This window comes from Eikenella sp. NML99-0057 (assembly GCF_001648535.1).
Lineage (GTDB): Bacteria > Pseudomonadota > Gammaproteobacteria > Burkholderiales > Neisseriaceae > Eikenella > Eikenella exigua.
This window is the reverse complement of the sequence record NZ_LXST01000003.1, coordinates 127,814-148,107: the sequence shown is the minus strand read 5'-3', so window position 1 is coordinate 148,107 and position 20,294 is coordinate 127,814. Positions and strand designations below refer to the sequence as shown.

The following is a 20,294-nucleotide window of genomic DNA, read 5'->3' as shown; positions in this document are numbered from 1 at the left end:
AACAAGGTCTTACGAATGAGCGTAACTATTGAAAAACTGGAAGGTCTCGAACGCAGCCTGCAACTGGAACTGTCCTGGGCAGACATCGAAACAGCCGTACAAAAACGCCTGCAAGCCACTCAAAAACGTGCCCGTGTGGACGGCTTCCGCCCCGGCAAAGCCCCGCTGCGCATGATTGAATCCATGTATGGCGCGAGCATCCGCGATGAAGTTTTAAACGACAGCCTGCGTCACAAATTCGGTGAAATCGTGGATTCCGAAGATATCCGCCTCGCCGGCCTGCTCGCTTTTGATGCCGTTGAAGCGCAAGACGACGAAAAAGTATTCAAAGTAAACGCCCGTTTCGAAGTGTTCCCCGAAATCACCGTGGGCAGCCTGGCCGACCAGGAAATCGAAAAAGTAGTGGGCGAAGTGGGCGAAGCGGAAGTGGAAAAAACCATCGACATCCTGCGCCGCCAGCGTACCCGCTTCAACCGCGTGGAGCGCGAAGCCAAAGACGGCGACCGCGTAATCATCGACTTTGCCGGCACCATCGACGGCATCCTCTTCGAAGGTGGCTCTGCACAAAACTACCCCTTCATCCTCGGCCAAGGCCAGATGCTGCCCGAATTTGAAGCCGGCATCCAAGGCTTGAAAGAAGGCGAAACCAAAGATGTCAGCGTAAACTTCCCTGCCGACTACCACGGCAAAGAAGTGGCCGGCAAAACCGCCGTATTCGCCATCACCCTACGCAACGTAGCAGAAGCCGTGCTGCCGGAAGTGGACGAACAATTTGCCAAAGCCTTGGGCATCCAAGACGGCGACGTGGCCAAAATGCGCGAAGAAGTGAAGAAAAACATCAAACGCGAAGTAACCCGCCGCGTGGAAGCGCAAACCAAAGACAACGTGATGAAAGCCCTGCTGGACGTTACCCCCATCGAGCTACCGAAAACACTGGTGCGCGAAGAAACTGCCCGTATGGCCGCAAACGCCCGTCAAAACCTAGTGAACCAAGGCATGAAGCCGGAAGACGTGGATTTGTCCGACAGCCTGTTTACCGAGCAGGCCGAACGCCGTGTGGCACTGGGTCTGATTTTGGCCGACCTGGTGGGCAAGCACAATCTGCAGCCGACCGACGACCAAGTTAAAGCCGTGGTACAAACCTTCTCCGAAAGCTACGAAGATCCGCAGGAAGTAATGGATTGGTACTTCGCTGACCGCAGCCGCTTGGAAGGCCCGATTTCTATGGCCGTAGAAGCCAATGTGGTGGATTATGTGTTGGGTCAGGCCAAGGTAAACGAGAAAAAACTGAGCTTCGACGAAGTGATGGGCCAGCAGTAATTCAGGCTACCTGAAACTCGTTGCAAACAAAGCACCAAGGCCGTATCCGCCGAGGTGCTTTTTGCCCAAATTATCCCTTATAAACGCGAGGAATCCCATGAATCCCACAATCGAAAACAACTATCTGGTGCCCACAGTTATCGAACAGAGCGGCCGGGGCGAGCGCGCCTTCGATATTTACTCCCGCCTGCTCAAAGAGCGGATTATCTTCCTGGTGGGCCCGGTAAACGACCAAACTGCCAACCTGGTGGTGGCACAGCTGCTGTTTTTGGAAAGCGAAAACCCCGATAAAGATATTTTCCTCTACATCAACAGCCCCGGCGGCTCGGTTTCTGCCGGCATGTCGATTTACGACACCATGAACTTCATCAAGCCCGATGTGTCCACCCTGTGCCTCGGCCAAGCCGCCAGCATGGGCGCGTTCCTGCTTTCCGCCGGCGCCAAAGGCAAACGCTTCGCCCTGCCCAACAGCCGAGTGATGATTCACCAGCCCCTAATCAGCGGAGGCTTGGGCGGCCAGGCTTCCGATATCGAAATCCACGCCAAAGAGCTGCTCAAACTGAAAGCCAAACTCAACCAGCTCTTGGCCGAACATTGCGGCCGCACGCTGGACGAACTCGAACGCGACACCGACCGCGACAACTTCATGTCGGCCGAAGAAGCCCAAGCATACGGCCTCATCGACCAAGTGTTGTCCAGCCGCAGCGACATCAAATAAAGTCTCGGCTCAATCCATCCTCAAGCCAAATTGACTTGCTGCTACAAGGCATTAAGCCGCAAGCAATACAGAAGTACGGCAAGGCGAACCAACGCTGTAGCGAAAATTCAGTTGGCTTGCTATAAAAGGCTACCTGAAAATAGACCAAGTGGATTTTCAGGTAGCCTTTTTGCCGCCCGCATACAGCGCATTCATTGCGGCAATACAAACTCATGCCATAGCAGTTTGCCGGCAATTTCACTATAATCAGCAAGCGCCCACAGCGTGCCGGTATCACTCCCTCCCTCGCGGGAAACCCATCTCAACAGGAGTTCTGCCATGATTTCCATCCGCCAGCAAAACTACGGCCTCAACGTTGCCCTCTACAACGAATTCACCCTTGAAGACTTCAAAACCCTCGAAGCCGCCATCCTCGAGTGCCTCCAACGCGTACACCGCCCCGACCTCCTCCTCGACCTATCCCTGTTGCGCGACTACACCATCGACATGGCTACCGAACAACTGCGCTTCCTCAACAACCACGACAACGACTTCGGCCGCATCGCCATCGTCACCAACGACCTCTGGATACGCCTCTCCGTCCATATTTCCAGCCTACTCACCCGCCAGCATCCCAAATATTTCAACGATGCCGCTGAAGCCCAGAAATGGCTACTTGCCGACGGCAGCCGCTAACACCATGAACCAGCCCAAAACCCCGCTGCGCGCCCTCCTGCTGCACGGCATCCATATGCATGCCTGGGTGATGCTCCCGCTTGCCTGGCAACTGCGCCGCCATAATATCCACAGCCGCTGCTTCGGCTACTACAGCATCGCCCAAACTCTGCCCCAGCACAGCCGCCGCCTCGCCGAAACCGTCCGCCGCCACTACCAGCAGCACCAAGAACCGCTGCACTTCATCTGCCACAGCCTCGGCGGCCTCGTGTTGCGCCGTTTCGCCGCCGACTACTCCGAACTGGTACGCGGCCGCAGCGTTACCCTCGCCACCCCGCATCTCGGCAGCGAAACCGCCAACCGGCTGTACCGTTACGCCCCTGCACTTATCGGCGGTGCCTACCAGAACGGCCTAGATGGCAATCTCCCGCCCTGGCCTCCCCAGCTCGAACTCGGCTGCATCGCCGGCAACCATCACCTAGGCGTCGGCCAAATCGTCGGCTTGCAAGGCGAAGGCGACGGTACCGTCCTCCTCTCCGAAACCCGCCCTGCCAACTGCCACGACTATCTCGTCCTACCCGTCAACCACTCCGCCATGCTCACCGACCCCACCGTCGCCCGACAAACCGCCCACTTCCTGCGCCACGGCCGGTTTGAATATGCGGCAGCTGCGGATAAGTAATGGTAAGAGTCTGTTTAATTTGAGTACCACCATGGAACAACCCCTTGTGTTGGTTATTCATCACAAGGGGTTTGCATCATCATATCTAATTTATTTGGCTGCTTTTTTCCTAAGCAAAACATAGCAAGAGGTTGTTGCTAATAAAATAAAGAATACGGGAAGCAATATCTGTCTCATACTGGCTGCTGGATAGAGATTTAATAGGTAGCCTGGTATAGAAACCAAAATTGCACCAAATAAAAATTGACTACCATTCACCAGTGCTGCTGATGTGCCAACATGATTGGCATCAACCAATGATGCAGCAATTGCAAATGGCAACATAGATGCTCCAGTAAAAATACCGAACAAGAAAAGAAGGGGAGTAGACTGCCATGCATTAGTTTGCAAACAAACCAAGATTGCCAAAGTAACCGTTTGTCCAATCAGCCCTATTCCAAGAGCTTTTGCATTACTTCTTAAAAAATTACTGATATAACTGAACAACGGCGAGCCTATCGCCAAACCCAACCAGCTCATTGCTACTGCCAAATGCGCCTGATTTTGGCCAATTCCATAAGATTGCAGCAATCGGCTACCCCATACGATACTGAAACTGAGCATCGACCCAAAAGAAACCGCTCCAATAAACATAATAAATAAAACTTTTTTTTGATGAATTGTCTTAAGCAAATCAACTATACAACTCTTAATAACAGCTCTGGCTGTTTCGATACGCAATGGCTGAAAATTTAATTTTTTTGGATTATCAAGCAAAATCGCCATCAATAGAATCATCATTCCACCCAATACAGAAAAACCAATAACAACATCACCCCATGGCAGATGCTCCAAAACTTTAATAAATACCAACTGGATCAAACAAGCTGAAACCGATGCTACAAACTGAACCCATGAGAACATTAATCCATATTTTTCACTGGAAAACCAAATTCTGCCCACAAATCCAGCACCAATAAAGCCAAATGAGCCTCCTAATGCCACAAAAATCTGTGCTAATACAAACCCCCATAACGATTTAGACAGCACAAACAACACCAAACCCATCGTTAAAAACAGACAAGCCAATGGGATTGCTGGTTTAACACCTGTTTTATCCAAAATGCTACCTGAAAATATCTGAAAGAATGCAAAGAAAAAAGTATATGTTGCGCTGATCAGGCTCATCTCTGTAGCACTCAAGCCTAATGTTTCAGATATTTTTGGGTTAATAACCGCATATCCTGTCTGAAAGCCAAAAATCAAAATGACATAGCTGACGGCTAAAATCCAACAAAGCCACGCTTTTTTACTGGCAAACATAATAGTTCCTTTAAAAATTCCATAATTGGTACTTTACTGCCCACTCAAACAGGCGGCATCAGGAAAGACTGAACGTTGGGTTGAGATAACGAGGAAGGGAGGGAATTAGCTGTTTTCTTGCAAATTCAGGGGAATAGTTTCTCTATCCCCCTGAATCTATTTTATTTATCTATTTATTGCTGCTTCGGGAAACTTTCTTTAATCCAAAGCAGTGCAATAATCAAGGCGACAGCCAATGCAATCAGGGTAGGTTGCAGAGCGGCTTGGTAGTCGGCCAATGTTTCCTGAGTGCCAGCCAACATCTTACCAGGCAAGCCCATCAAAATACCACCTGCGATAAACATAGAACCGTTTACGATAGAAGATGAAGTACCGATTCTGTGCGGGGGTACGTTGTCTGACGCAGCAGTGAAGTTCAGCATATGGCCGGCATTGCAGAAACCGAAGATAAAGTACAAAACCATGGCGATTGTAGGAGTTACATCGATGTACATCGCACCGGCTAACACAAGCATCTGCACCATGGTAGCAATCGTAATTGGCAATTTACGTGATTTGGTGGCATTAGAGATGCGGTCGATCAGCGGGCTGCCTACAGCCAGACCCAGCCAGAGGCAGGCAGTAGCGTGGTTGGCGGCACTGGGATCCATTCCGTGGGCAATCAACAACTTCGGGCCCCATACCACACCCAAAGCTAGGATGGTACCGAACACAATTGCACCTTGAATGCTGATGGCCCAAATCTGGCTTTTCTTCAACACTTCAACAATAGATTGCAATACAGAGGAAATAAATTCACCAACGGAGCTTTTTGGACTTTCCACCGGGGCAGGGTTGCACACGAACATCACAGCAGCAACCAGCAGCAGCACACCGAAGATACCGAAGCCAGTGATGATGGTGCGCCAGTCCCAATTAGCCAAGGCGAAGTCGAAACCAGTTTGGCCGAAAGCGGAAGACAAGGCGGCCACGAGCTGCACCAATCCGAACATCAGGCCGAATTTAGCCATACCGAACCAAACACCGCCCACATAACCCGCGCCCACAAAACCGGCGCTGGAGCCGATAGCCAATACAACCTGCGACAAGAGCAGCATTTCAAAACTCTGTGCAAAAGCAAACAGGAACACGCCGATAATCACCAAAGTAATGGCAGGAATCAGGATTTTCCGGCTACCTAGCTTATCCAGCAAAGCGCCGGAGAACATTTGCGCAATAGCGAAAGTCCAAGTGTAGGTAGCAGCAATCAAGCCGACTTGATCAATACTCAGATTCAGCGCTTTGGATACGCTGTCGTTAACGATGGCATATCCCGTTTGCACGTTGAACAGCCACACCACAAATAATACGGCAATAACCCAAACGATCCACGCTCTTGTACCGCCGAGTTTAAATTCAGTTTTGTTACTCATGATCAATACTCCAAAAATCCGATTTAACTAAAAAATCGTTTTCAGGTAGCCTAATAATTCAAGAAACCTCTAATAGGCTACCTGAAAATATCAGTTGGCACGATAGACTTCTTTGCCTGCAACATACGTGGCAGCAATAGCGCGGTCATCCCCCAAAGTCATTTGGATAAACAACGCCTCTTCCAAATCTTTTGCATATTTCATGCGGTAGTCGATAATCGGCGTAGATTTCAAATTTAATACCGTTAAATCCGCTTCCATACCTACAGCAATCGTGCCAACTTTATCTTGTAGCCCAAGTGCTTCAGCCGTGCCACAGCTGGCCAAATAGAAACTGTGAAGAGAGGTATATGGCGTACCGTTCATTTGTGCTGCTTTATAAGCTTCATTCATGGTTTGCAACATGGAGAAGCTGGTACCGGCACCTAAGTCAGTTGCCAAGCCAACGTGGACAGGACGGTTTTTATCCCGCAGTTTTTTCACGTTTAGGCAACCTGACCCTAAGAAGAAATTAGAAGTTGGGCAGTGTGCAACAGCAGCACCAGTTTCACTGAATACACTTAATTCCCGATCAGTTAAGTGAATACCGTGACCATAAATCGCCCTCGGCCTAACCAATCCATATTGTGCATAAGCATCTGTATAGTCTTTGGCTTTCGGACATAAATCTTTCACCCAAGCCACCTCATTCACATTTTCAGAAACATGCGATTGAATGAGCATATCTGGATTTTCCGCAGCTAACGCCTGCATCATTTCCATCTGTTCTGGTGTAGAGGTAGGCACAAAACGGGGGGTAATCACATATTCGGCACGCCCCTTGTTATGCCATTTTTTAATTAGGGAAGAAGATTCATCATAGGCACGCTGCGGTGTATCCAATAATACTTCCGGTGCATTCCTATCCATGCAAACCTTACCCGCCATAATCCGCATATCGTATTTTTCCGCTTCTTCAAAGATGGCATCTACCGATTGCGGGAATACTGTGCAATAAACAGTAGAGGAAGTAACACCGTTTCTAATCTGCTCTTTCAAAAATACTTTTGCCACTTCACTGGCGTGTTCTTTATTTTTAAACCCCTGCTCGGCGATGAAGGTGTAGTTGTTTAGCCAGTCTAAGAGCTGTTCGCCATAGGCACCGATGATTTCAGTTTGCGGGTAGTGGACGTGCGAATCGATAAAGCCAGGGATGATGACGCTGTCGGTGTAGCGTTTTACTTCCACGCCATCCAACTCAGGCAAAATATCTTGTGCACGGCCAACTTGGGTAATTTTCCCTCCTTCCATCACAATTACAGCATCAGATTCATATACCAAGCATTCATCCATTTCATGAAAAAATGGGTCTTTTTTGAATGTAAGCATCGCACTTCGGATAGCGGTTTTCATAGTTTAATCCTTTTTAAAGCGTATGAAATAGTTATATGTTTCCTATGCAAAGATTACTTTAAAGCCATACAGCCAATAAAGTTTCATATAAAATATCTTTGCATGAAAATATTTTATATGAAATAATAATACACCGCAATCCAGCATAAGGACTTTTAAAGAAAACCTTGATAAAATTTGATATATATCAAATTTTATTTGATATAATTCCTATTCTCCCCTCGATGGCTTGCAATCTTGCATTTTGGATAAATATTTGTATTAATATATGATTTTATTAGATAACCGAATATTGGGGTAAATAATGACTCAAGCAGAATCAAAAGAAGTGATTGATGTTGTTGGCTATATAACCGACCATTGGAAGAAATTTGACCACCGCCTAGATACCTCAGGCACAGAAATCATCGGCAGGATTATTCGGATTGGTTCGATTATTTCTCAATTAGTAGATGAAAACTTGGCCAACTATAAACTAACAGTTGGCGAATTCGATGTATTGGCAGCATTGTTACGAGAGCCAAACCAGACATTGACACCAAAACAGATACAAGATCTAGTATTGATTTCATCTGGCGGACTAACCAATAGAATCAATAAACTAGAGAAAAAAGGCTTAGTACAGCGGATTTTAAACCCAGAAGACAGGCGCAGCTGGCTAATCAATTTGTTGCCCAAGGGCGAAACCCTGATAAAAAAAGTTGTCCCTTCACACTTAAGCATAGAAACCAAAGCAATAAAAAACCTATCCTTCCAAGAGTATCAACAACTCCGTGATCTATTGATCACCTTATCCAAGGACTTAGAAAAGAATAAATAAGCAACCATCCTTCACCAAATCAGGCTACCTGAAAAAACAAAAACCCGCTGTTCTCTTATTCAGAACAACGGGTTTCTACGTTTCAGGTAGCCTTTTCAGCCAGCCTCTAGCACAAGGTTACTGCGCTTTCCAACGGGCTTGCGATTCGCGGATAACGGCTTTGGCTTCTTCAATGTCGCCCCAGTGGCCAACTTTAGTGCTGCCGGGTTTTTTCAGGTCTTTATAGTGATTGAAGTGGAATTCGATTTGCTTGATCAGCTGCGGCGGCAAATCGGCCAAAGTCTTGATGGCATTGCCGTTGTGGCGGTCGTCGGCAGGCACCACCACTACTTTGTCGTCCACTTCGCCGTCGTCCACAAATTTCATCACGCCGATCACTCTGGCTTCCATGTAGATGCCGGTGGGCAGCGGCAGATCGGTAATAATCAGGGCGTCGAGTTCGTCGCCGTCTTCATCGAGAGTTTGCGGGATGAAGCCGTAGTTGGTGGGTTTGGCAAAAATCTGCGGCTCAATGCGGTCGAGTTTCATTGCGCCGATTTTGCGGTCCCATTCGATTTTCTGGTTGGAGCCTTGCGGAATTTCCACCACTACATTGATGATGCCGCCGTCTACATCGCCGGCGTCGAGAATTTTATTGAAGTCTGCCATGGTTTTTCCTTCTGTGCTTGAACGGTTTGAAAGACCCGATTATAGCGACCATCGCTGGCATAATCTATATATAGCCGTTCTAAACGGGCAATAATCCCACCTTAGCCTGCTTCGCTGTAACACATGCACCATTCAGGCAAAGGCTACCTGAAAGCAAAACTTCAACGAATCAAAATGTAGTGCGAGTTTCTGCGCCGCTCTAATTTTTCAGGTAGCCTTTGGGCTGGATATAAACTTCATTGCCGAATGCTTTGCCGCCTACTGATTGCCGCCATTCAAATGCCTTTTGCGCCGTAGGTTTGCCCGATTTAACCGCCGCAATGCTGGCATAAGAAGGAGTGCTGCTTTACAATTCGCTCATTCGGCCTGCAAGCGGCTACTACAAAGGATTTCACGATGGCAAAAAAATATTTCGGCACGGACGGTGTGCGCGGCGAAGTGGGCAAATTTCCGATTACGCCCGATTTCGTATTAAAGCTGGCCTATGCAGCCGGCCAAGTGCTGACCCAGCACGACGATGAAATCAAACCCACCGTGCTCATCGGCAAAGACACCCGCATCTCCGGCTATATGCTGGAAACCGCGCTGGTGGCCGGTTTCACCGCTGCCGGCGTGAATGTTATCCAAACCGGCCCGCTGCCTACCCCGGGCGTGGCCTATCTGACCCGCGCGCTGCGCCTTTCTGCCGGCGTGATGATTTCCGCCTCCCACAACCACTATGCCGATAACGGCATCAAATTCTTCACCGAAGATGGTATGAAGCTGTCTGATGAAATCGAGCAGGAAATCGAGCAGCAGCTGGAACAGGAAATGCACACCGTTTCCTCCGACCACCTCGGCCGAGCCAAACGCGTGAGCGGCGCAGACGACCGCTACATCGAATTTTGCAAATCCACCTTCCCCGCCAATATGGATTTACGCGGGCTGAAGCTGGTGGTGGACACCGCCAATGGCGCCGGTTATCACGTGGCACCTAAAGTGTTCCACGAGCTGGGTGCAGACGTGATCGAAATCGGCAATCAGCCCAACGGTTTCAATATCAACCATAAATGCGGCGCCACCTACACCAAAACCCTGCAAGCCGCCGTGCTGCAAAATGAGGCCGACTACGGCATTGCGCTCGATGGCGACGGCGACCGCCTGATGATGGTGGACAAACAAGGCAAAGTGTACGACGGCGATTCGCTGATTTATGTGATTGCCCGCGCCCGCCATAAAGCCGGTTTGCTGGTTGGCGGCGTAGTCGGCACGGTGATGACCAATATGGCGATGGAGCTGGCCTTGGCGCAGCTCAAGATCGAATTCTGCCGCGCCAAAGTGGGCGACCGCTATGTGCTGGAACAGCTGCACCAACACGGCTGGCAGCTGGGCGGTGAAGCCAGCGGCCACATCCTCTGCCTCGACAAACACAACACCGGCGACGGCACCATTGCCGCACTGCAAGTGCTGGCTGCACTGCAAACGCTGGATCAGGATTTGGCCGCTGCCGTAGATTGGCTGCCCTTCCCGCAAACCATGATTAACGTACGCATCAGCAAAGAGCAGGATTGGCAAGCCGCCTCCACCGCCGAGCTGCAGGCCGTGGAAGCCGAATTGGCCGGGCACGGCCGCGTGGTATTGCGCGCCTCTGGCACCGAGCCCGTGGTACGCGTGATGGTGGAAGCACGCGACACCAAGCTTGCGCAGCGCTGCGCCGAACGCATTGCCGACAGCATCCGTCAAAAATAACAGCAACTCACAGGAACACCCACAACCATGCTGGACATTCTAGAAGCCCTGTTCACCCAATACGGCTATGCCGCTGTATTCGTGGTGTTGGTTGCCTGCGGTTTCGGCATTCCCATTCCCGAAGACATCACCCTGATTGCCGGCGGCGTGATTTCCGGCCTCGGCCACAGCAATGAGCACATTATGGTGGTGGTGGGCATGATCGGCGTGCTCACCGGCGACGGCATGATGTTCCTGCTCGGCCACTTCTACGGCGACCGCATCCTCAAAGCCCGCTTCGTCCAACGTCTGATGCCGCCGCAACGTTACCTGCAAGTGCAGGAAAAGTTCGACAAACACGGCAGCTGGGTATTATTCGTGGCCCGTTTCCTGCCCGGCCTGCGCACCCCCATCTTCATCACTGCCGGCATGAGCGGCCGGATCTCATTTTGGCGCTGGCTGATTATGGACGGTCTCGCCTCCCTGATTTCTGTGCCCGCCTGGGTGTATCTCGGCCACTACGGCGCTGCAAACAAAGACTGGCTGCTCATGAAAGCCCACCAGTTCCAGCACATACTTTATGTGATCATCGGCATCGGCGCACTGGTGCTGTTCTACTTCTGGCAGCGCAAACGCCGCCGCCGCCAATTTTTCCACGCCAAGCTGCAGGAAATGCGCCAAAAGCGGCAGGCCGAACGCAGCAAACAGCAAAATCAATCTGCCGAATAAGGCTGCACCGCATCTTGGTTTTCAGGTAGCCTAATTGATAGAGGCTGCCTGAAAACATATAAACTATTAGACTTCTGCCAGCCATCCCGCCCAACCCTGCCTCCGCCAGAGGCTACCTGAAACATGAAGCTCACCCGCCGCCAACTGCTCGGCAGCGCTGCCGCCCTCACCGCCGCAGCCGCAGCCTCCCGCCTAGGCCATCAATACCTCCACCGCCTGCCGCCCGTGCGCATCCACCGCATCGGCCTGCCCTTCGGCCACGAGCTGCGCAACGGCCAAGTTTCCCTTGCCCCCCAATCCGAACACCGCTGCCACACCCTCATCCTCGGCAGCGGCGCTGCCGCTCTCTCCGCCGCCTGGCATTTAACCAAACACGGGCAGCGCAACTTCCTCCTCGCCGAAGGCATCGAGCGCAACGGCAACAATGCCGCCTATGTTTCAGGTAGCCTCTCCGCCCCCTCCGGCGCACACTATTTGGCCCTGCCCTCGCAGGAAAGCGTGTATGTGCGCCAGCTGCTCGCCGACCTCGGCATCCTGCTCAACGGCATCGATCAGCCCGAGCCCCTGTATCACGAAACCGATTTGGTTTATGCCCCCGCCGAGCGCCTGTATTACCAAAACCGCTGGCAATACTCCCTGCTGCCGCAAGAAGATGCCGACAGCCGCCGCTTCCACGCCCTCATCGAAACCCTGCGCCGCGCACACGGCCGCGACGGGCGAAAAATCTTCGCCATTCCCATCGCCCACTCCTCCACCGACGAAGAATGGCGCCGCCTCGACCAAACCACCTTCGCCGCCTGGCTCGAAAAAGAAAACTACCGCTCCCCCAGCCTGCTCTGGTATCTCGACTACTGCTGCCGCGACGACTACGGCCAAGGCATCGCCCAAGTATCCGCCTTTGCCGGCCTGCACTACTTCGCCGCCCGCGGCCACACCCACGAAGCCGTGCTCACCTGGCCCGAAGGCCTCGCCCACCTCTCCGAAGCCATCCGCCGCCATATCCGCCTGCAAAACATCGACAGGCTACCTGAAACCACCGAACTCACCTTTCCCCAACCCACCGCCATCAATGCCTCTGCCCTGCAAATCAGCGAAACCGATGAAGACGTAGCCGTTATCCTGCGCCACAATCAAAGCGGCCATACCGCCCTCATCCGCGCCCAAAACGTTATCTGCGCCATGCCCCTGATGATTGCCGCCCGCATCATCGCCCAGCCCCAGCACTACGGCTTCTCGCTCAACCTGCCCGCCTACGCCCCCTGGCTGGTGAGCAATTTCGTGCTCAACGGCTTCCCCCGAGAAGCACAGCGCAGCGAATTGGCGTGGGACAACGTAGTACACGGCACGCAAGGCCTCGGCTATGTTGTGTCCACCAACCAGCTTATCCGCACCGCCAAACCCGAGCACACCATCTTCACCGCCTACACCGCCCTCAACCACGACAGCCCGCAAAGCATCCGCCGCTGGCTGCTTAAAGCGGGCGAAGAAGAGCTGCTCGAACACGCTACCCAAGACCTCATCCAAGCCTACGGCCCAAGCTTCTGGCACCAGGTCGCCTCCGTAGACATCAGCATCCGCGGCCACGGCATGAGCTCCCCCACCCCCGGCTACCTCACCCAACCAACCCTACTCCAGCTGCGCCAACACCACTCCCGCCTCACCTTTGCCCACAGCGACCTGAGCAGCTACTCCGTGATGGAAGAAGCCGTTTACTGGGGCGTGGAAGCCGCCAAGAAAATCCTGCCGCGCTGACGATGGTATAGCCGCAGGTGTAACCCAACAAAAGAATGTAGGCCGGGCATCCATGCCCAACTTACGGCTACGCCAGAAACCAAGCCGGCAATGCTATCCCCAATCGCCATACACGAAAAGGCTACCTGAAAACCATGTTATGGTTTTCAGGTAGCCTTCAAGCAACGGGATAGATGTTTACAATATCTTGTATTTTGTTACAATCCGATCATCGGCAATACCCTTTTCCCCCTTTCCAAACAGGAGCGGCAAGATGAAGCAAACCATGATGAACACGGCAGCGGGCGTATTGGCGGCAGTGCTATTGGGCAGTGCGGGCTTGGCTTGGGCACAGAATTTAGATCCACATACCAGAGCAGGTATGCAGACGGATGCAGATAATGCAGCCCGTGCAAGAAGAGGAGCAACACAACAGCCGATCAACCGCAGCCCCACCGCCGCCGAAATACGCGCCTGGGAGCAGCGCGAGGCAAAGGTGCAAGCAGAAATCGCGGAACTGCGCCGCACGCCGTTTTATGGAGCGCTGGCCCTTGATTTATCTTCCAACAGTTTGGGCTGGAGTGGCGGATATTATTCCGAACAACGAGCAAGGGAGGAAGCGCTTAAAAACTGCTTGTCGTCCAACTGTAAAGTTGTGAGGGTGTTTAGCAATGCCTGCGGTGTGTTGGTTCTTCCGGCAAGGGGAGCCAGATCCGAATCTGATGTGTTTGTCGGGATAGATAAAAATGACCGTCAGGCGGCGGCTAAGGCAAGGCAGGCTTGTGAGTCGAGAGAAGGAGCAGGGAACTGTCGCTTCTCTGCAGTGGAAACCCGACATGGCACGGCATTTTGCACGGGCTATGATTACAGCAGCTACAATCAGCGCTAAAACAGCTGCTTGAGGCTAGAAAGGCTACCTGAAAAGTTTTCAGGTAGCCTTTTCATTGCCCGCACCATTTATCAATCATGCCTCGCGCGCCAGCCGCACAAAGCACTCCTTTAGTTCCCTACTCTTCACCCCTGGAGCCTGCTCCACCCCGCTGGACACATCCAGCCAAGCAGCACCGGTTTGCCGCACGGCGGCGGCTACGTTGCCCGGGTTTTCCCTTCAGGTAGCCTTTGCATTTTGCAGCACCGCCAGCAATTTGGCCTCATCCAAATGCCAATGGCAGATTTCCTCGCCTTCATGCAGCAATACCGGCACAAGCTCGTTATACCGCGCTTCCAGCTCCGGATCTTCATCCACATCAAACACCTGCAACTCAAAACCATATGCCGCCTGATACGGCTGCAGGGCAGCGCGCATATGGTGGCACAGGCTGCAATATTCGCGAAACATTAAAGTTAGAACCATCTGATTTTCCTTACCAATCTGGAAACAGCCAGGCGGGTGGCGGCGGCGTGGCCACGCCGAATTGCGGCGGATAGTCGATACCGGTGAGATACAGCCCGTCGGGCATAAAAGTGGGGGGCGCAAGCTTGCGGCTGCGGGCGGTCAGCAGCCCGGCAAAACCGTCCACACTCAACTTACCGCAGCCCACATACACCAGCGCACCCATCAAGTTGCGCACCATGTGGTGCAGAAAGGCATTGCCGTGGAAATCCACCGCCATCAATTCCGGCATGCCGCACAAAGCTACACGATACAGGGTTTTCACCGGCGATTTGGCCTGGCATTCGGCAGCGCGGAAACTGGAAAAATCGTGCTCGCCCACTAAAAGCGCGGCAGCTTGGCGCATGGCTTCCATATCCAAGGCATAATGCGCCCACCCCGCACGCCCCACCAACAACGGCGAGCGCACCGGCGCCGACTGCAACAGATAACGATAACGCCGCCCGCAGGCATCGAAACGGGCATGAAACTCCGGCGCCACATCCTGCACCCGCCACACGGCCACGCCCTTGGGCAATAGCGCGTTCACGCCACGCACCCAGGCCTGATCAGGCCGCTGCGCGGCGGAATCGAAATGCACCACCTGCGCGGTGGCGTGCACACCGGTATCGGTACGCCCGGCCGTTACCACGCTGATGTGTTCCTGCGCCAATTCGCTCAAAGCAGCTTCCAAGGCGCTTTGTACGGTGGCAATGCCGTCTGCCTGCTTCTGCCAGCCGAAAAAACGGCTGCCGTCGTAGCTGACGAATAAGACACGTCGTTTGATGGGAGATGGATTCATGTTTCTTCAAATTAATTGGTTTTATAGTGGATTAAAATAAGAATGGGACAAGGAGGCGAGCCGCAGATAGTACGGCAAGGCGGGTCAACGCAGTAGCATTTTTAATTTTAATTCACTATAGCTTCGTTGCAGCCATGCTTTCAGGTAGCCTGCATATTGGAAAAGGCTACCTGAAAACAGAAACAACGCCGGCAAATCCTGCCCTGTATAGAAAAACCCGGGCGGAACTGCCCGGGTTGCTGTGGCTAGCTGGATTACTGGCCGATATCGTTCAACAATTGCTGCGCCTCAGCCTGAATGCTGCTGCCTTCTGATTCGTTAATCAGTTCCATCAGGGTCTGGCGGGCAGTGTTGGCATCATCGATTTCCAGATACATTTTAGCCAGTTCCAATTTGGCTTCCAGCGCCTCTTTCGGCAGCGGGCCGGCACTAACCGGCTCAGTATATGCCGAAGCGGGCTGGCTAACTTCCACCGGAGCGGCTTGAGCCGGAACAGCCGGCGTGCTGTCAAAGTCCAAATCCATTACATTGGATGCAGCGGCAGCTTCTTCAGCTACACTGCTCACGCCTTCAGTATCCAAGCTTGATACATCAAAGGAAATGGTATTGTCCATTTCCGACGCTGCCGGCTGGGCAGGCTCTACCACTTCAACGGCAGCAGGAGTTTCATCCAACACCCAATCCAGCTCTTCAGGGGCAACCGGTTCAGCCTGTGGCTCGGGCGCTGGCTGCACAGGTGCTTGAGCCGCCGGGGCAGCGAAAGCAGTAGGCTCTTCGGTAGCAAAGTTCAGCCAATCGTCATCCGAAGCGGCAGATCCAGCAGCAGCGGGCGCAGCCGGGGCAGCAGGTGCTGCAGCAGGTTGTTCGGACTGCAGCCAACTCCACTCATCGGCTTCGGCCTGCCGGGCCGCGTCTCCAGTACTGGGAGTACTGCCCAGCTGCTGCTGTTCGTCTAAGTGGCTCAAGTCCAAGCCCAAATCCTGTTCGCTCACTGGTGCAGGCTGCGCTGCGGCAGGAGCAGCCGGAGCGGCAGAAAAGCTGCTGGAATGGTCGGTAACACTCTCAAAATAGAGGCCGTCATCGTCCGCATGATCGTCACCGCGGGCAGGTGCGGCCATTTTGCGACGGCGGTTCATCAGGAGATACGCCAAACCACCCAACACCAACAATCCACCACCACCGTAGAGTGCCATCTGAGTGATGTCCATGCCCTCTTCCTCCATCGGCGGGGTTTCCACCACCGGCGGGGCAACCACGGGCGGCGGCATTTCTTCCACCGGCTCGGACACCATCATATCGGAAGCCTGCTCAGGCAAGCTGGCACCCATATCGGGCAGCACGGCAGAAGCCGGCATCTCGGGGACTACATCGCTGGCCATGGGCGGAACAGCAGGCTGCTCTTGAGGCAATTGCTGAACTGGCGGCTGGGCAGGTTGTTGCGGCTGGGGTTGAGCCGGCTCAACAGGCGGTGCAGGGGGAGTAATCGGCGGAGTGGGTACGGCCGACTGAGTTTCCACCGACGGCAGCTGGCGTGCTGGAGCAGTGTCAACTGCTGGGCGCTCTTCCTGTGCGCGGTCGCTTACGCGGCGTGGTGGGTTGTGTGCCAAACGGCGCAGGGTTTCGCCATCGGGAATGGTGAGGGTGGCACCACGATACATCAAATCAGGGTTTCCGTTGCGGAAGGCGCGTGGGTTGGCGGCCACCAAGGCGTTGATGGTTTGACGCAAAGTCATGCCGGACGGCTTAACGCGCTGGGCAATGTCCACCAGCAATTCGCCATCTTTAATCTGATAGCTTTCTCCCTGAATCTGCACTGGTGCTTCGCGACGGTCGGCAGCACGGCGGTGCCGTCTGGATTCGGCAGGATGGCGGCGGCTCGGTGCAGCTTCAGCACGGCGTTCGTGGCGCGAACGAGAGCTACTGGGGGCAGATTGATAATCGCGGGGGTCCAAAATGGCGGTATATTGGTGGTTTTGATTACCTACGCCCAGCCAGAAAGTCATCACCGGCTCTTTAATTGGCGTGCTGGAATGCAAATGGATAACGGCACGGTCGCTGCTTCGGCGCGATACCGTGGCTTGCAGATTGGCACCATTGATGGTGGGCTTGGCCGAAGCCAAAGCACGTGCCTCGTCGCCCGTTACCACCACTGTGGCGGAAAACGGCTCGTCCAAACGCGACTGAACCTGCAAAACGCCCAAAGCGGCATGGGCACCGACAGAGGCTACCAAACCCAGCGAAGCCGCGATCAGTTTCATTTTATACTGCTTACAAAACATCAAATCCCCCTTAACAACCTAAAGTAATGCACTGCTAACCGTCTGAACCAACAGAAAAATACAGGGCCAAATAAGCAAAATTCCAGCCTGAGCACGGCAGTTGTGCAACGGATTAAAATCTCTAAACTCAGGTATCATATCGTTTATTTCCTATTTATGCCAAGCCATTTCTGCTATTTGGCCCGATTTTCTATACAGGAATGAAACATTTTTAATTATTTAACAAAAATCCAGTCTTTCAATCTTTCGCCTTTCTGGTGTGTTTGCACTGTTGCCAACGCATCCTCCCAATCCTCAGCTTTGCGATATTTAAGTGCAGAATTTCCGCATTTGCTTTAAGATAAACACCTAAATCGCACCACTTGCAAACTGCCAGCTTACAAGATGATGCAAAGTTTGACGGCAGCCGGGCAAAACTATCCACAGATTTCGTTGCAGCAAACGCCTTTGCCCGATTTCCAAATTTATCAAGAGAAACCGAATTATGTTGTTCATGCTGATGGCCTCCGACGTGACCGATTCCACCAAAGCCAGACTAGCTGCCCGCAGCGCGCATTTGGCCAGGTTAGAAAAGCTGGCCAAAGCTGGCCGGCTGGTTTTGGCTGGACCATGTCCCCTGCCTGAGGGCGAAACCGGCTTTTCAGGTAGCCTCATCGTGGCCGACTTCGCCTCTTTAGACGAAGCTGAAGAATGGGCTGGGCAAGACCCCTATGTGGAAGCCGGCGTATATGCCGAAATCCTCATCCGTCCGTTTAAGAAAGTACTGCCTGCATGAGCACACAAATCATTCTCCAGCGCCCTGGAAACCGTTTTCTCACAGCCTGCTCGAACTGGCCGACGGGAGCCATTACACATCTGCCACACCGGCAACCAACACACAGTCCAGCAGATATTGCACGGTTTATACCCTGCCTAAATCCACGCCCTGATCATCTGCGCACAAACACCGGAGAATGCGCGCCGCAAAATCCTTTATAATCCGGCTATAACTATCTTGAATTTAAGGACAACAACATGAAACAAACTTCACTCGCACTACTACTGACTACCGTTTTGGCTGTCTCCCCGCTAGCTGCCCAAACCGTTGTAACCGTAAACAATACCCGCATTGACAGCACCGTAATCGACCAACAGGTAAGGATTATTAACGAGCAGAGCAACGGCCAGGTGGTCGACACCCCTGAGCTGCGCGAAAACATTGCCCGCCGCCTCGTAACCCGCGAACTGATGATTCAAGAATCACGCCGCCTGCGCCTAAACGAAAGCCCCGAATTCAAACAAATCATCGAACGCGCCCGCACCGATGCCCGCACCAGTGGTGAAGACCGCAAAACCACCTTCCACCAAGACTGGGAAACCTTTGAAGGCAATGTAACCGCCCAAGCTCTAGTGGCTCACATTCTGCGTTCTAATCCCGTAACCGAAGCCCAAGTACAACAGGCCTATCAGGAAATCACCAACCGCTATCGCGGCACGCAAGAAGTAAAACTCGGCGAAATCATCCTCAACAGCCGCGATAACGCCCAAAAAGCCGTGGCCGACCTCCGACGCGGCCGCCGTTTCACCGACGTTGCCCGCCAATACACCATCGACACGCCAAGCCGTGCCAACGGCGGCATCAGCCCCACTTTTACCCCGCTGAAAGATTTGGAAGAAGGTGCACCCATAGTGTACAACGCCGTGAAATCGCTCGGCCAGGGCAAATTCACCGAAACCCCAGTGGAAAGCAACGGCATTTTCGCCATTTTCTATCTGGAAGCCAAACGCCCCGTGCGCGTGCCGCCGTTTGCCCAAATGAAACCACAAATCCAGCAAGACCTGCAAAACCTGCTGATCGAGCAGGAAATTGCCCGCCTCTATCAACAAGCCAATATCCGCTAAGCTTATTCAGCACAGAAAAGGCTACCTGAAAACTTCAGGTAGCCTTTTGTTATGCCTACTTATGGCGGCTGGTAAAAATTGGAAGCGGCATGGCAATACCACTGTTTTTGTTTTTCAGGTAGATTCTCCAGCCATCCTGCCCTCAAACCACCTGCTTCACCGGCAATGCCCGATACACCAGCAAAGTCAGTACCAAACACAGCGGCAGCCACAGCGCTGGCGACTGGTTCGACAATTCCAGCATAAACACCAGCGTGGTAATCAGCATTTTCTACGCCACACCCAAAACACCACTGCTCCCACAAATGCTGCCGCCCCCATATCCACTACCGGCAGTCAAATATTCCACGCACAGGCTACCAGTGCTCATGTTTTAACCCACTCATCCGGAAAAAGAAAATCCAGTAGCGGATACTGAATCACATCACCCAATGCCGAGCGCACCATCACAACACCATGCCGCAAGCCAATAGCGCAGCAGCACTATCAAACGCCGCAGCGGTATGCTCTCTTCCACCATCACGCAGTACGACAACTCTCTACATTCAGCGGATAACCAAACGCCAAATGCTGTACCGTGTGCAGCAGCAATGTCAGCACAATGCCGATGATGCCCACTGCTACGCCGATGAGCAACAGGGAAAGGACTAACTCGGAAAACAAGGTTTTCATATGGCATATTTTGAGGAGCTCAAACGATAATATAGCTGAGGCAATTATTTTTCCCTACCAGGTGGTGAGCCGTAGACAGTATGAGTAATACGAGAAGGCGATCCAACGTAGTAGGAATAAATAAGAGCTTTAGCTACAAACACTTCAGGCTACCTGAAAACTCTGTATGAATG

21 protein-coding genes and 1 pseudogene are annotated in these 20,294 nt (G+C 52.7%); 11 read left to right on the top strand and 11 right to left on the bottom strand.

Going from position 1 to position 20,294, the window contains the following annotated elements; genetic code table 11:
• The first annotated feature begins 15 nt into the window (after positions 1 to 15).
• Together tig and clpP are read left to right on the top strand one after the other, a co-directional pair.
• Positions 16 to 1,320: a trigger factor gene (tig, locus tag A7Q03_RS05640; RefSeq protein ID WP_067448071.1), complete on the top strand. Its 1,305-nt coding sequence runs from the start codon at positions 16 to 18 to the stop codon at positions 1,318 to 1,320.
• A gap of 97 nt (positions 1,321 to 1,417) precedes the next feature.
• Positions 1,418 to 2,038 carry an ATP-dependent Clp endopeptidase proteolytic subunit ClpP gene (gene clpP, locus A7Q03_RS05635; protein WP_064084091.1) on the top strand — a complete coding sequence of 207 codons (621 nt, stop codon included), beginning with the start codon at positions 1,418 to 1,420 and terminating at the stop codon, positions 2,036 to 2,038.
• A gap of 191 nt (positions 2,039 to 2,229) precedes the next feature.
• Here clpP and A7Q03_RS10725 read toward each other — a convergent pair whose 3' ends face one another.
• Entirely contained in the window at positions 2,230 to 2,358 is a 129-nt protein-coding gene (locus tag A7Q03_RS10725) for a hypothetical protein (RefSeq protein ID WP_255361306.1), read from the bottom strand.
• Between A7Q03_RS10725 and A7Q03_RS05630 the strand changes: the two genes are divergently transcribed.
• Positions 2,357 to 2,713, top strand: a complete 357-nt coding sequence (locus A7Q03_RS05630) for an STAS/SEC14 domain-containing protein (protein ID WP_067448069.1) — start codon at positions 2,357 to 2,359, stop codon at positions 2,711 to 2,713. The genes A7Q03_RS10725 and A7Q03_RS05630 overlap by 2 nt on opposite strands.
• A 4-nt stretch (positions 2,714 to 2,717) precedes the next feature.
• On the top strand, positions 2,718 to 3,374 hold the full coding sequence (locus A7Q03_RS05625; protein ID WP_067448067.1) for a triacylglycerol lipase: 657 nt from the start codon (positions 2,718 to 2,720) through the stop codon (positions 3,372 to 3,374).
• Between the two features lie 90 nt (positions 3,375 to 3,464).
• On the opposite strand, the gene A7Q03_RS05620 is transcribed toward A7Q03_RS05625, so the two are convergent.
• The 3 genes from A7Q03_RS05620 to guaD form a co-directional block, all read right to left on the bottom strand.
• Positions 3,465 to 4,676: a nitrate/nitrite transporter gene (locus A7Q03_RS05620; RefSeq protein WP_067448065.1), complete on the bottom strand. Its 1,212-nt coding sequence runs from the start codon at positions 4,674 to 4,676 to the stop codon at positions 3,465 to 3,467.
• Between the two features lie 173 nt (positions 4,677 to 4,849).
• Positions 4,850 to 6,088, bottom strand: coding sequence for an MFS transporter (locus A7Q03_RS05615; RefSeq protein ID WP_067448063.1), 1,239 nt, complete (start codon positions 6,086 to 6,088; stop codon positions 4,850 to 4,852).
• Between the two features lie 90 nt (positions 6,089 to 6,178).
• Positions 6,179 to 7,480, bottom strand: coding sequence for a guanine deaminase (gene guaD / locus A7Q03_RS05610; RefSeq protein WP_067448061.1), 1,302 nt, complete (start codon positions 7,478 to 7,480; stop codon positions 6,179 to 6,181).
• 304 nt (positions 7,481 to 7,784) lie between these two features.
• On the opposite strand from guaD, the gene A7Q03_RS05605 reads away from it, so the two are divergent.
• Positions 7,785 to 8,300 carry a MarR family winged helix-turn-helix transcriptional regulator gene (locus tag A7Q03_RS05605; RefSeq protein ID WP_067448059.1) on the top strand — a complete coding sequence of 172 codons (516 nt, stop codon included), beginning with the start codon at positions 7,785 to 7,787 and terminating at the stop codon, positions 8,298 to 8,300.
• Positions 8,301 to 8,417: 117 nt separating this feature from the next.
• Here A7Q03_RS05605 and A7Q03_RS05600 read toward each other — a convergent pair whose 3' ends face one another.
• On the bottom strand, positions 8,418 to 8,948 hold the full coding sequence (locus tag A7Q03_RS05600; RefSeq protein ID WP_003824323.1) for an inorganic diphosphatase: 531 nt from the start codon (positions 8,946 to 8,948) through the stop codon (positions 8,418 to 8,420).
• Between the two features lie 396 nt (positions 8,949 to 9,344).
• Between A7Q03_RS05600 and glmM the strand changes: the two genes are divergently transcribed.
• The 4 genes from glmM (at position 9,345) to A7Q03_RS05580 (ending at position 14,004) form a co-directional block, all read left to right on the top strand.
• Positions 9,345 to 10,676, top strand: a complete 1,332-nt coding sequence (gene glmM / locus A7Q03_RS05595) for a phosphoglucosamine mutase (protein ID WP_067448057.1) — start codon at positions 9,345 to 9,347, stop codon at positions 10,674 to 10,676.
• 27 nt (positions 10,677 to 10,703) lie between these two features.
• Positions 10,704 to 11,384 (top strand): DedA family protein, encoded by a 681-nt coding sequence (locus tag A7Q03_RS05590; RefSeq protein WP_067448055.1) that lies wholly within the window; start codon positions 10,704 to 10,706, stop codon positions 11,382 to 11,384.
• Positions 11,385 to 11,507: 123 nt separating this feature from the next.
• The gene (locus A7Q03_RS05585) at positions 11,508 to 13,136 is read left to right on the top strand and encodes an FAD-dependent oxidoreductase (RefSeq protein ID WP_067448053.1); all 1,629 of its coding nucleotides are present in this window, start codon (positions 11,508 to 11,510) and stop codon (positions 13,134 to 13,136) included.
• Between the two features lie 253 nt (positions 13,137 to 13,389).
• Positions 13,390 to 14,004 (top strand): DUF4189 domain-containing protein, encoded by a 615-nt coding sequence (locus A7Q03_RS05580; protein WP_067448051.1) that lies wholly within the window; start codon positions 13,390 to 13,392, stop codon positions 14,002 to 14,004.
• A gap of 75 nt (positions 14,005 to 14,079) precedes the next feature.
• Here A7Q03_RS05580 and A7Q03_RS09820 read toward each other — a convergent pair.
• The 4 genes and pseudogenes from A7Q03_RS09820 to A7Q03_RS05565 all read right to left on the bottom strand — a co-directional run.
• Positions 14,080 to 14,205 (bottom strand): annotated as a pseudogene (locus tag A7Q03_RS09820) (N-(5'-phosphoribosyl)anthranilate isomerase); the annotation flags it as partial.
• An 18-nt stretch (positions 14,206 to 14,223) separates the two neighbouring features.
• Positions 14,224 to 14,469, bottom strand: a complete 246-nt coding sequence (locus A7Q03_RS05575) for a glutaredoxin family protein (protein WP_067441404.1) — start codon at positions 14,467 to 14,469, stop codon at positions 14,224 to 14,226.
• Positions 14,470 to 14,479: 10 nt separating this feature from the next.
• Positions 14,480 to 15,289: a tRNA pseudouridine(38-40) synthase TruA gene (gene truA, locus A7Q03_RS05570; protein WP_067448049.1), complete on the bottom strand. Its 810-nt coding sequence runs from the start codon at positions 15,287 to 15,289 to the stop codon at positions 14,480 to 14,482.
• Between the two features lie 254 nt (positions 15,290 to 15,543).
• Positions 15,544 to 17,547, bottom strand: a complete 2,004-nt coding sequence (locus tag A7Q03_RS05565; protein ID WP_067448047.1) for a FimV/HubP family polar landmark protein — start codon at positions 17,545 to 17,547, stop codon at positions 15,544 to 15,546.
• 502 nt (positions 17,548 to 18,049) lie between these two features.
• On the opposite strand from A7Q03_RS05565, the gene A7Q03_RS05560 reads away from it, so the two are divergent.
• Positions 18,050 to 18,343 carry a YciI family protein gene (locus tag A7Q03_RS05560; RefSeq protein ID WP_193563044.1) on the top strand — a complete coding sequence of 98 codons (294 nt, stop codon included), beginning with the start codon at positions 18,050 to 18,052 and terminating at the stop codon, positions 18,341 to 18,343.
• Between the two features lie 239 nt (positions 18,344 to 18,582).
• Entirely contained in the window at positions 18,583 to 19,449 is an 867-nt protein-coding gene (locus A7Q03_RS05555) for a peptidyl-prolyl cis-trans isomerase (protein WP_067448045.1), read from the top strand.
• Positions 19,450 to 19,508: 59 nt separating this feature from the next.
• Here the strand turns inward: A7Q03_RS05555 and A7Q03_RS10165 are convergent, their stop codons facing one another.
• Positions 19,509 to 19,754 carry a hypothetical protein gene (locus A7Q03_RS10165; RefSeq protein WP_153705552.1) on the bottom strand — a complete coding sequence of 82 codons (246 nt, stop codon included), beginning with the start codon at positions 19,752 to 19,754 and terminating at the stop codon, positions 19,509 to 19,511.
• Between the two features lie 214 nt (positions 19,755 to 19,968).
• Positions 19,969 to 20,112 carry a hypothetical protein gene (locus tag A7Q03_RS10160; protein ID WP_156502940.1) on the bottom strand — a complete coding sequence of 48 codons (144 nt, stop codon included), beginning with the start codon at positions 20,110 to 20,112 and terminating at the stop codon, positions 19,969 to 19,971.
• Positions 20,113 to 20,294: the final 182 nt, after the last annotated feature.

Bases quoted from the DNA above. Each gene is read 5' to 3' on its own strand.
- tig (WP_067448071.1), top strand. From the start codon at position 16: ATGAGCGTAACTATTGAAAAACTGGAAGGTCTCGAACGCAGCCTGCAA.
- clpP (WP_064084091.1), top strand. From the start codon at position 1,418: ATGAATCCCACAATCGAAAACAACTATCTGGTGCCCACAGTTATCGAA.
- A7Q03_RS05630 (WP_067448069.1), top strand. From the start codon at position 2,357: ATGATTTCCATCCGCCAGCAAAACTACGGCCTCAACGTTGCCCTCTAC.
- A7Q03_RS10725 (WP_255361306.1), bottom strand. From the start codon at position 2,358: ATGGCAGAACTCCTGTTGAGATGGGTTTCCCGCGAGGGAGGGAGTGAT.
- A7Q03_RS05625 (WP_067448067.1), top strand. From the start codon at position 2,718: ATGAACCAGCCCAAAACCCCGCTGCGCGCCCTCCTGCTGCACGGCATC.
- A7Q03_RS05620 (WP_067448065.1), bottom strand. From the start codon at position 4,676: ATGTTTGCCAGTAAAAAAGCGTGGCTTTGTTGGATTTTAGCCGTCAGC.
- A7Q03_RS05615 (WP_067448063.1), bottom strand. From the start codon at position 6,088: ATGAGTAACAAAACTGAATTTAAACTCGGCGGTACAAGAGCGTGGATC.
- guaD (WP_067448061.1), bottom strand. From the start codon at position 7,480: ATGAAAACCGCTATCCGAAGTGCGATGCTTACATTCAAAAAAGACCCA.
- A7Q03_RS05605 (WP_067448059.1), top strand. From the start codon at position 7,785: ATGACTCAAGCAGAATCAAAAGAAGTGATTGATGTTGTTGGCTATATA.
- A7Q03_RS05600 (WP_003824323.1), bottom strand. From the start codon at position 8,948: ATGGCAGACTTCAATAAAATTCTCGACGCCGGCGATGTAGACGGCGGC.
- glmM (WP_067448057.1), top strand. From the start codon at position 9,345: ATGGCAAAAAAATATTTCGGCACGGACGGTGTGCGCGGCGAAGTGGGC.
- A7Q03_RS05590 (WP_067448055.1), top strand. From the start codon at position 10,704: ATGCTGGACATTCTAGAAGCCCTGTTCACCCAATACGGCTATGCCGCT.
- A7Q03_RS05585 (WP_067448053.1), top strand. From the start codon at position 11,508: ATGAAGCTCACCCGCCGCCAACTGCTCGGCAGCGCTGCCGCCCTCACC.
- A7Q03_RS05580 (WP_067448051.1), top strand. From the start codon at position 13,390: ATGAAGCAAACCATGATGAACACGGCAGCGGGCGTATTGGCGGCAGTG.
- A7Q03_RS05575 (WP_067441404.1), bottom strand. From the start codon at position 14,469: ATGGTTCTAACTTTAATGTTTCGCGAATATTGCAGCCTGTGCCACCAT.
- truA (WP_067448049.1), bottom strand. From the start codon at position 15,289: ATGAATCCATCTCCCATCAAACGACGTGTCTTATTCGTCAGCTACGAC.
- A7Q03_RS05565 (WP_067448047.1), bottom strand. From the start codon at position 17,547: ATGAAACTGATCGCGGCTTCGCTGGGTTTGGTAGCCTCTGTCGGTGCC.
- A7Q03_RS05555 (WP_067448045.1), top strand. From the start codon at position 18,583: ATGAAACAAACTTCACTCGCACTACTACTGACTACCGTTTTGGCTGTC.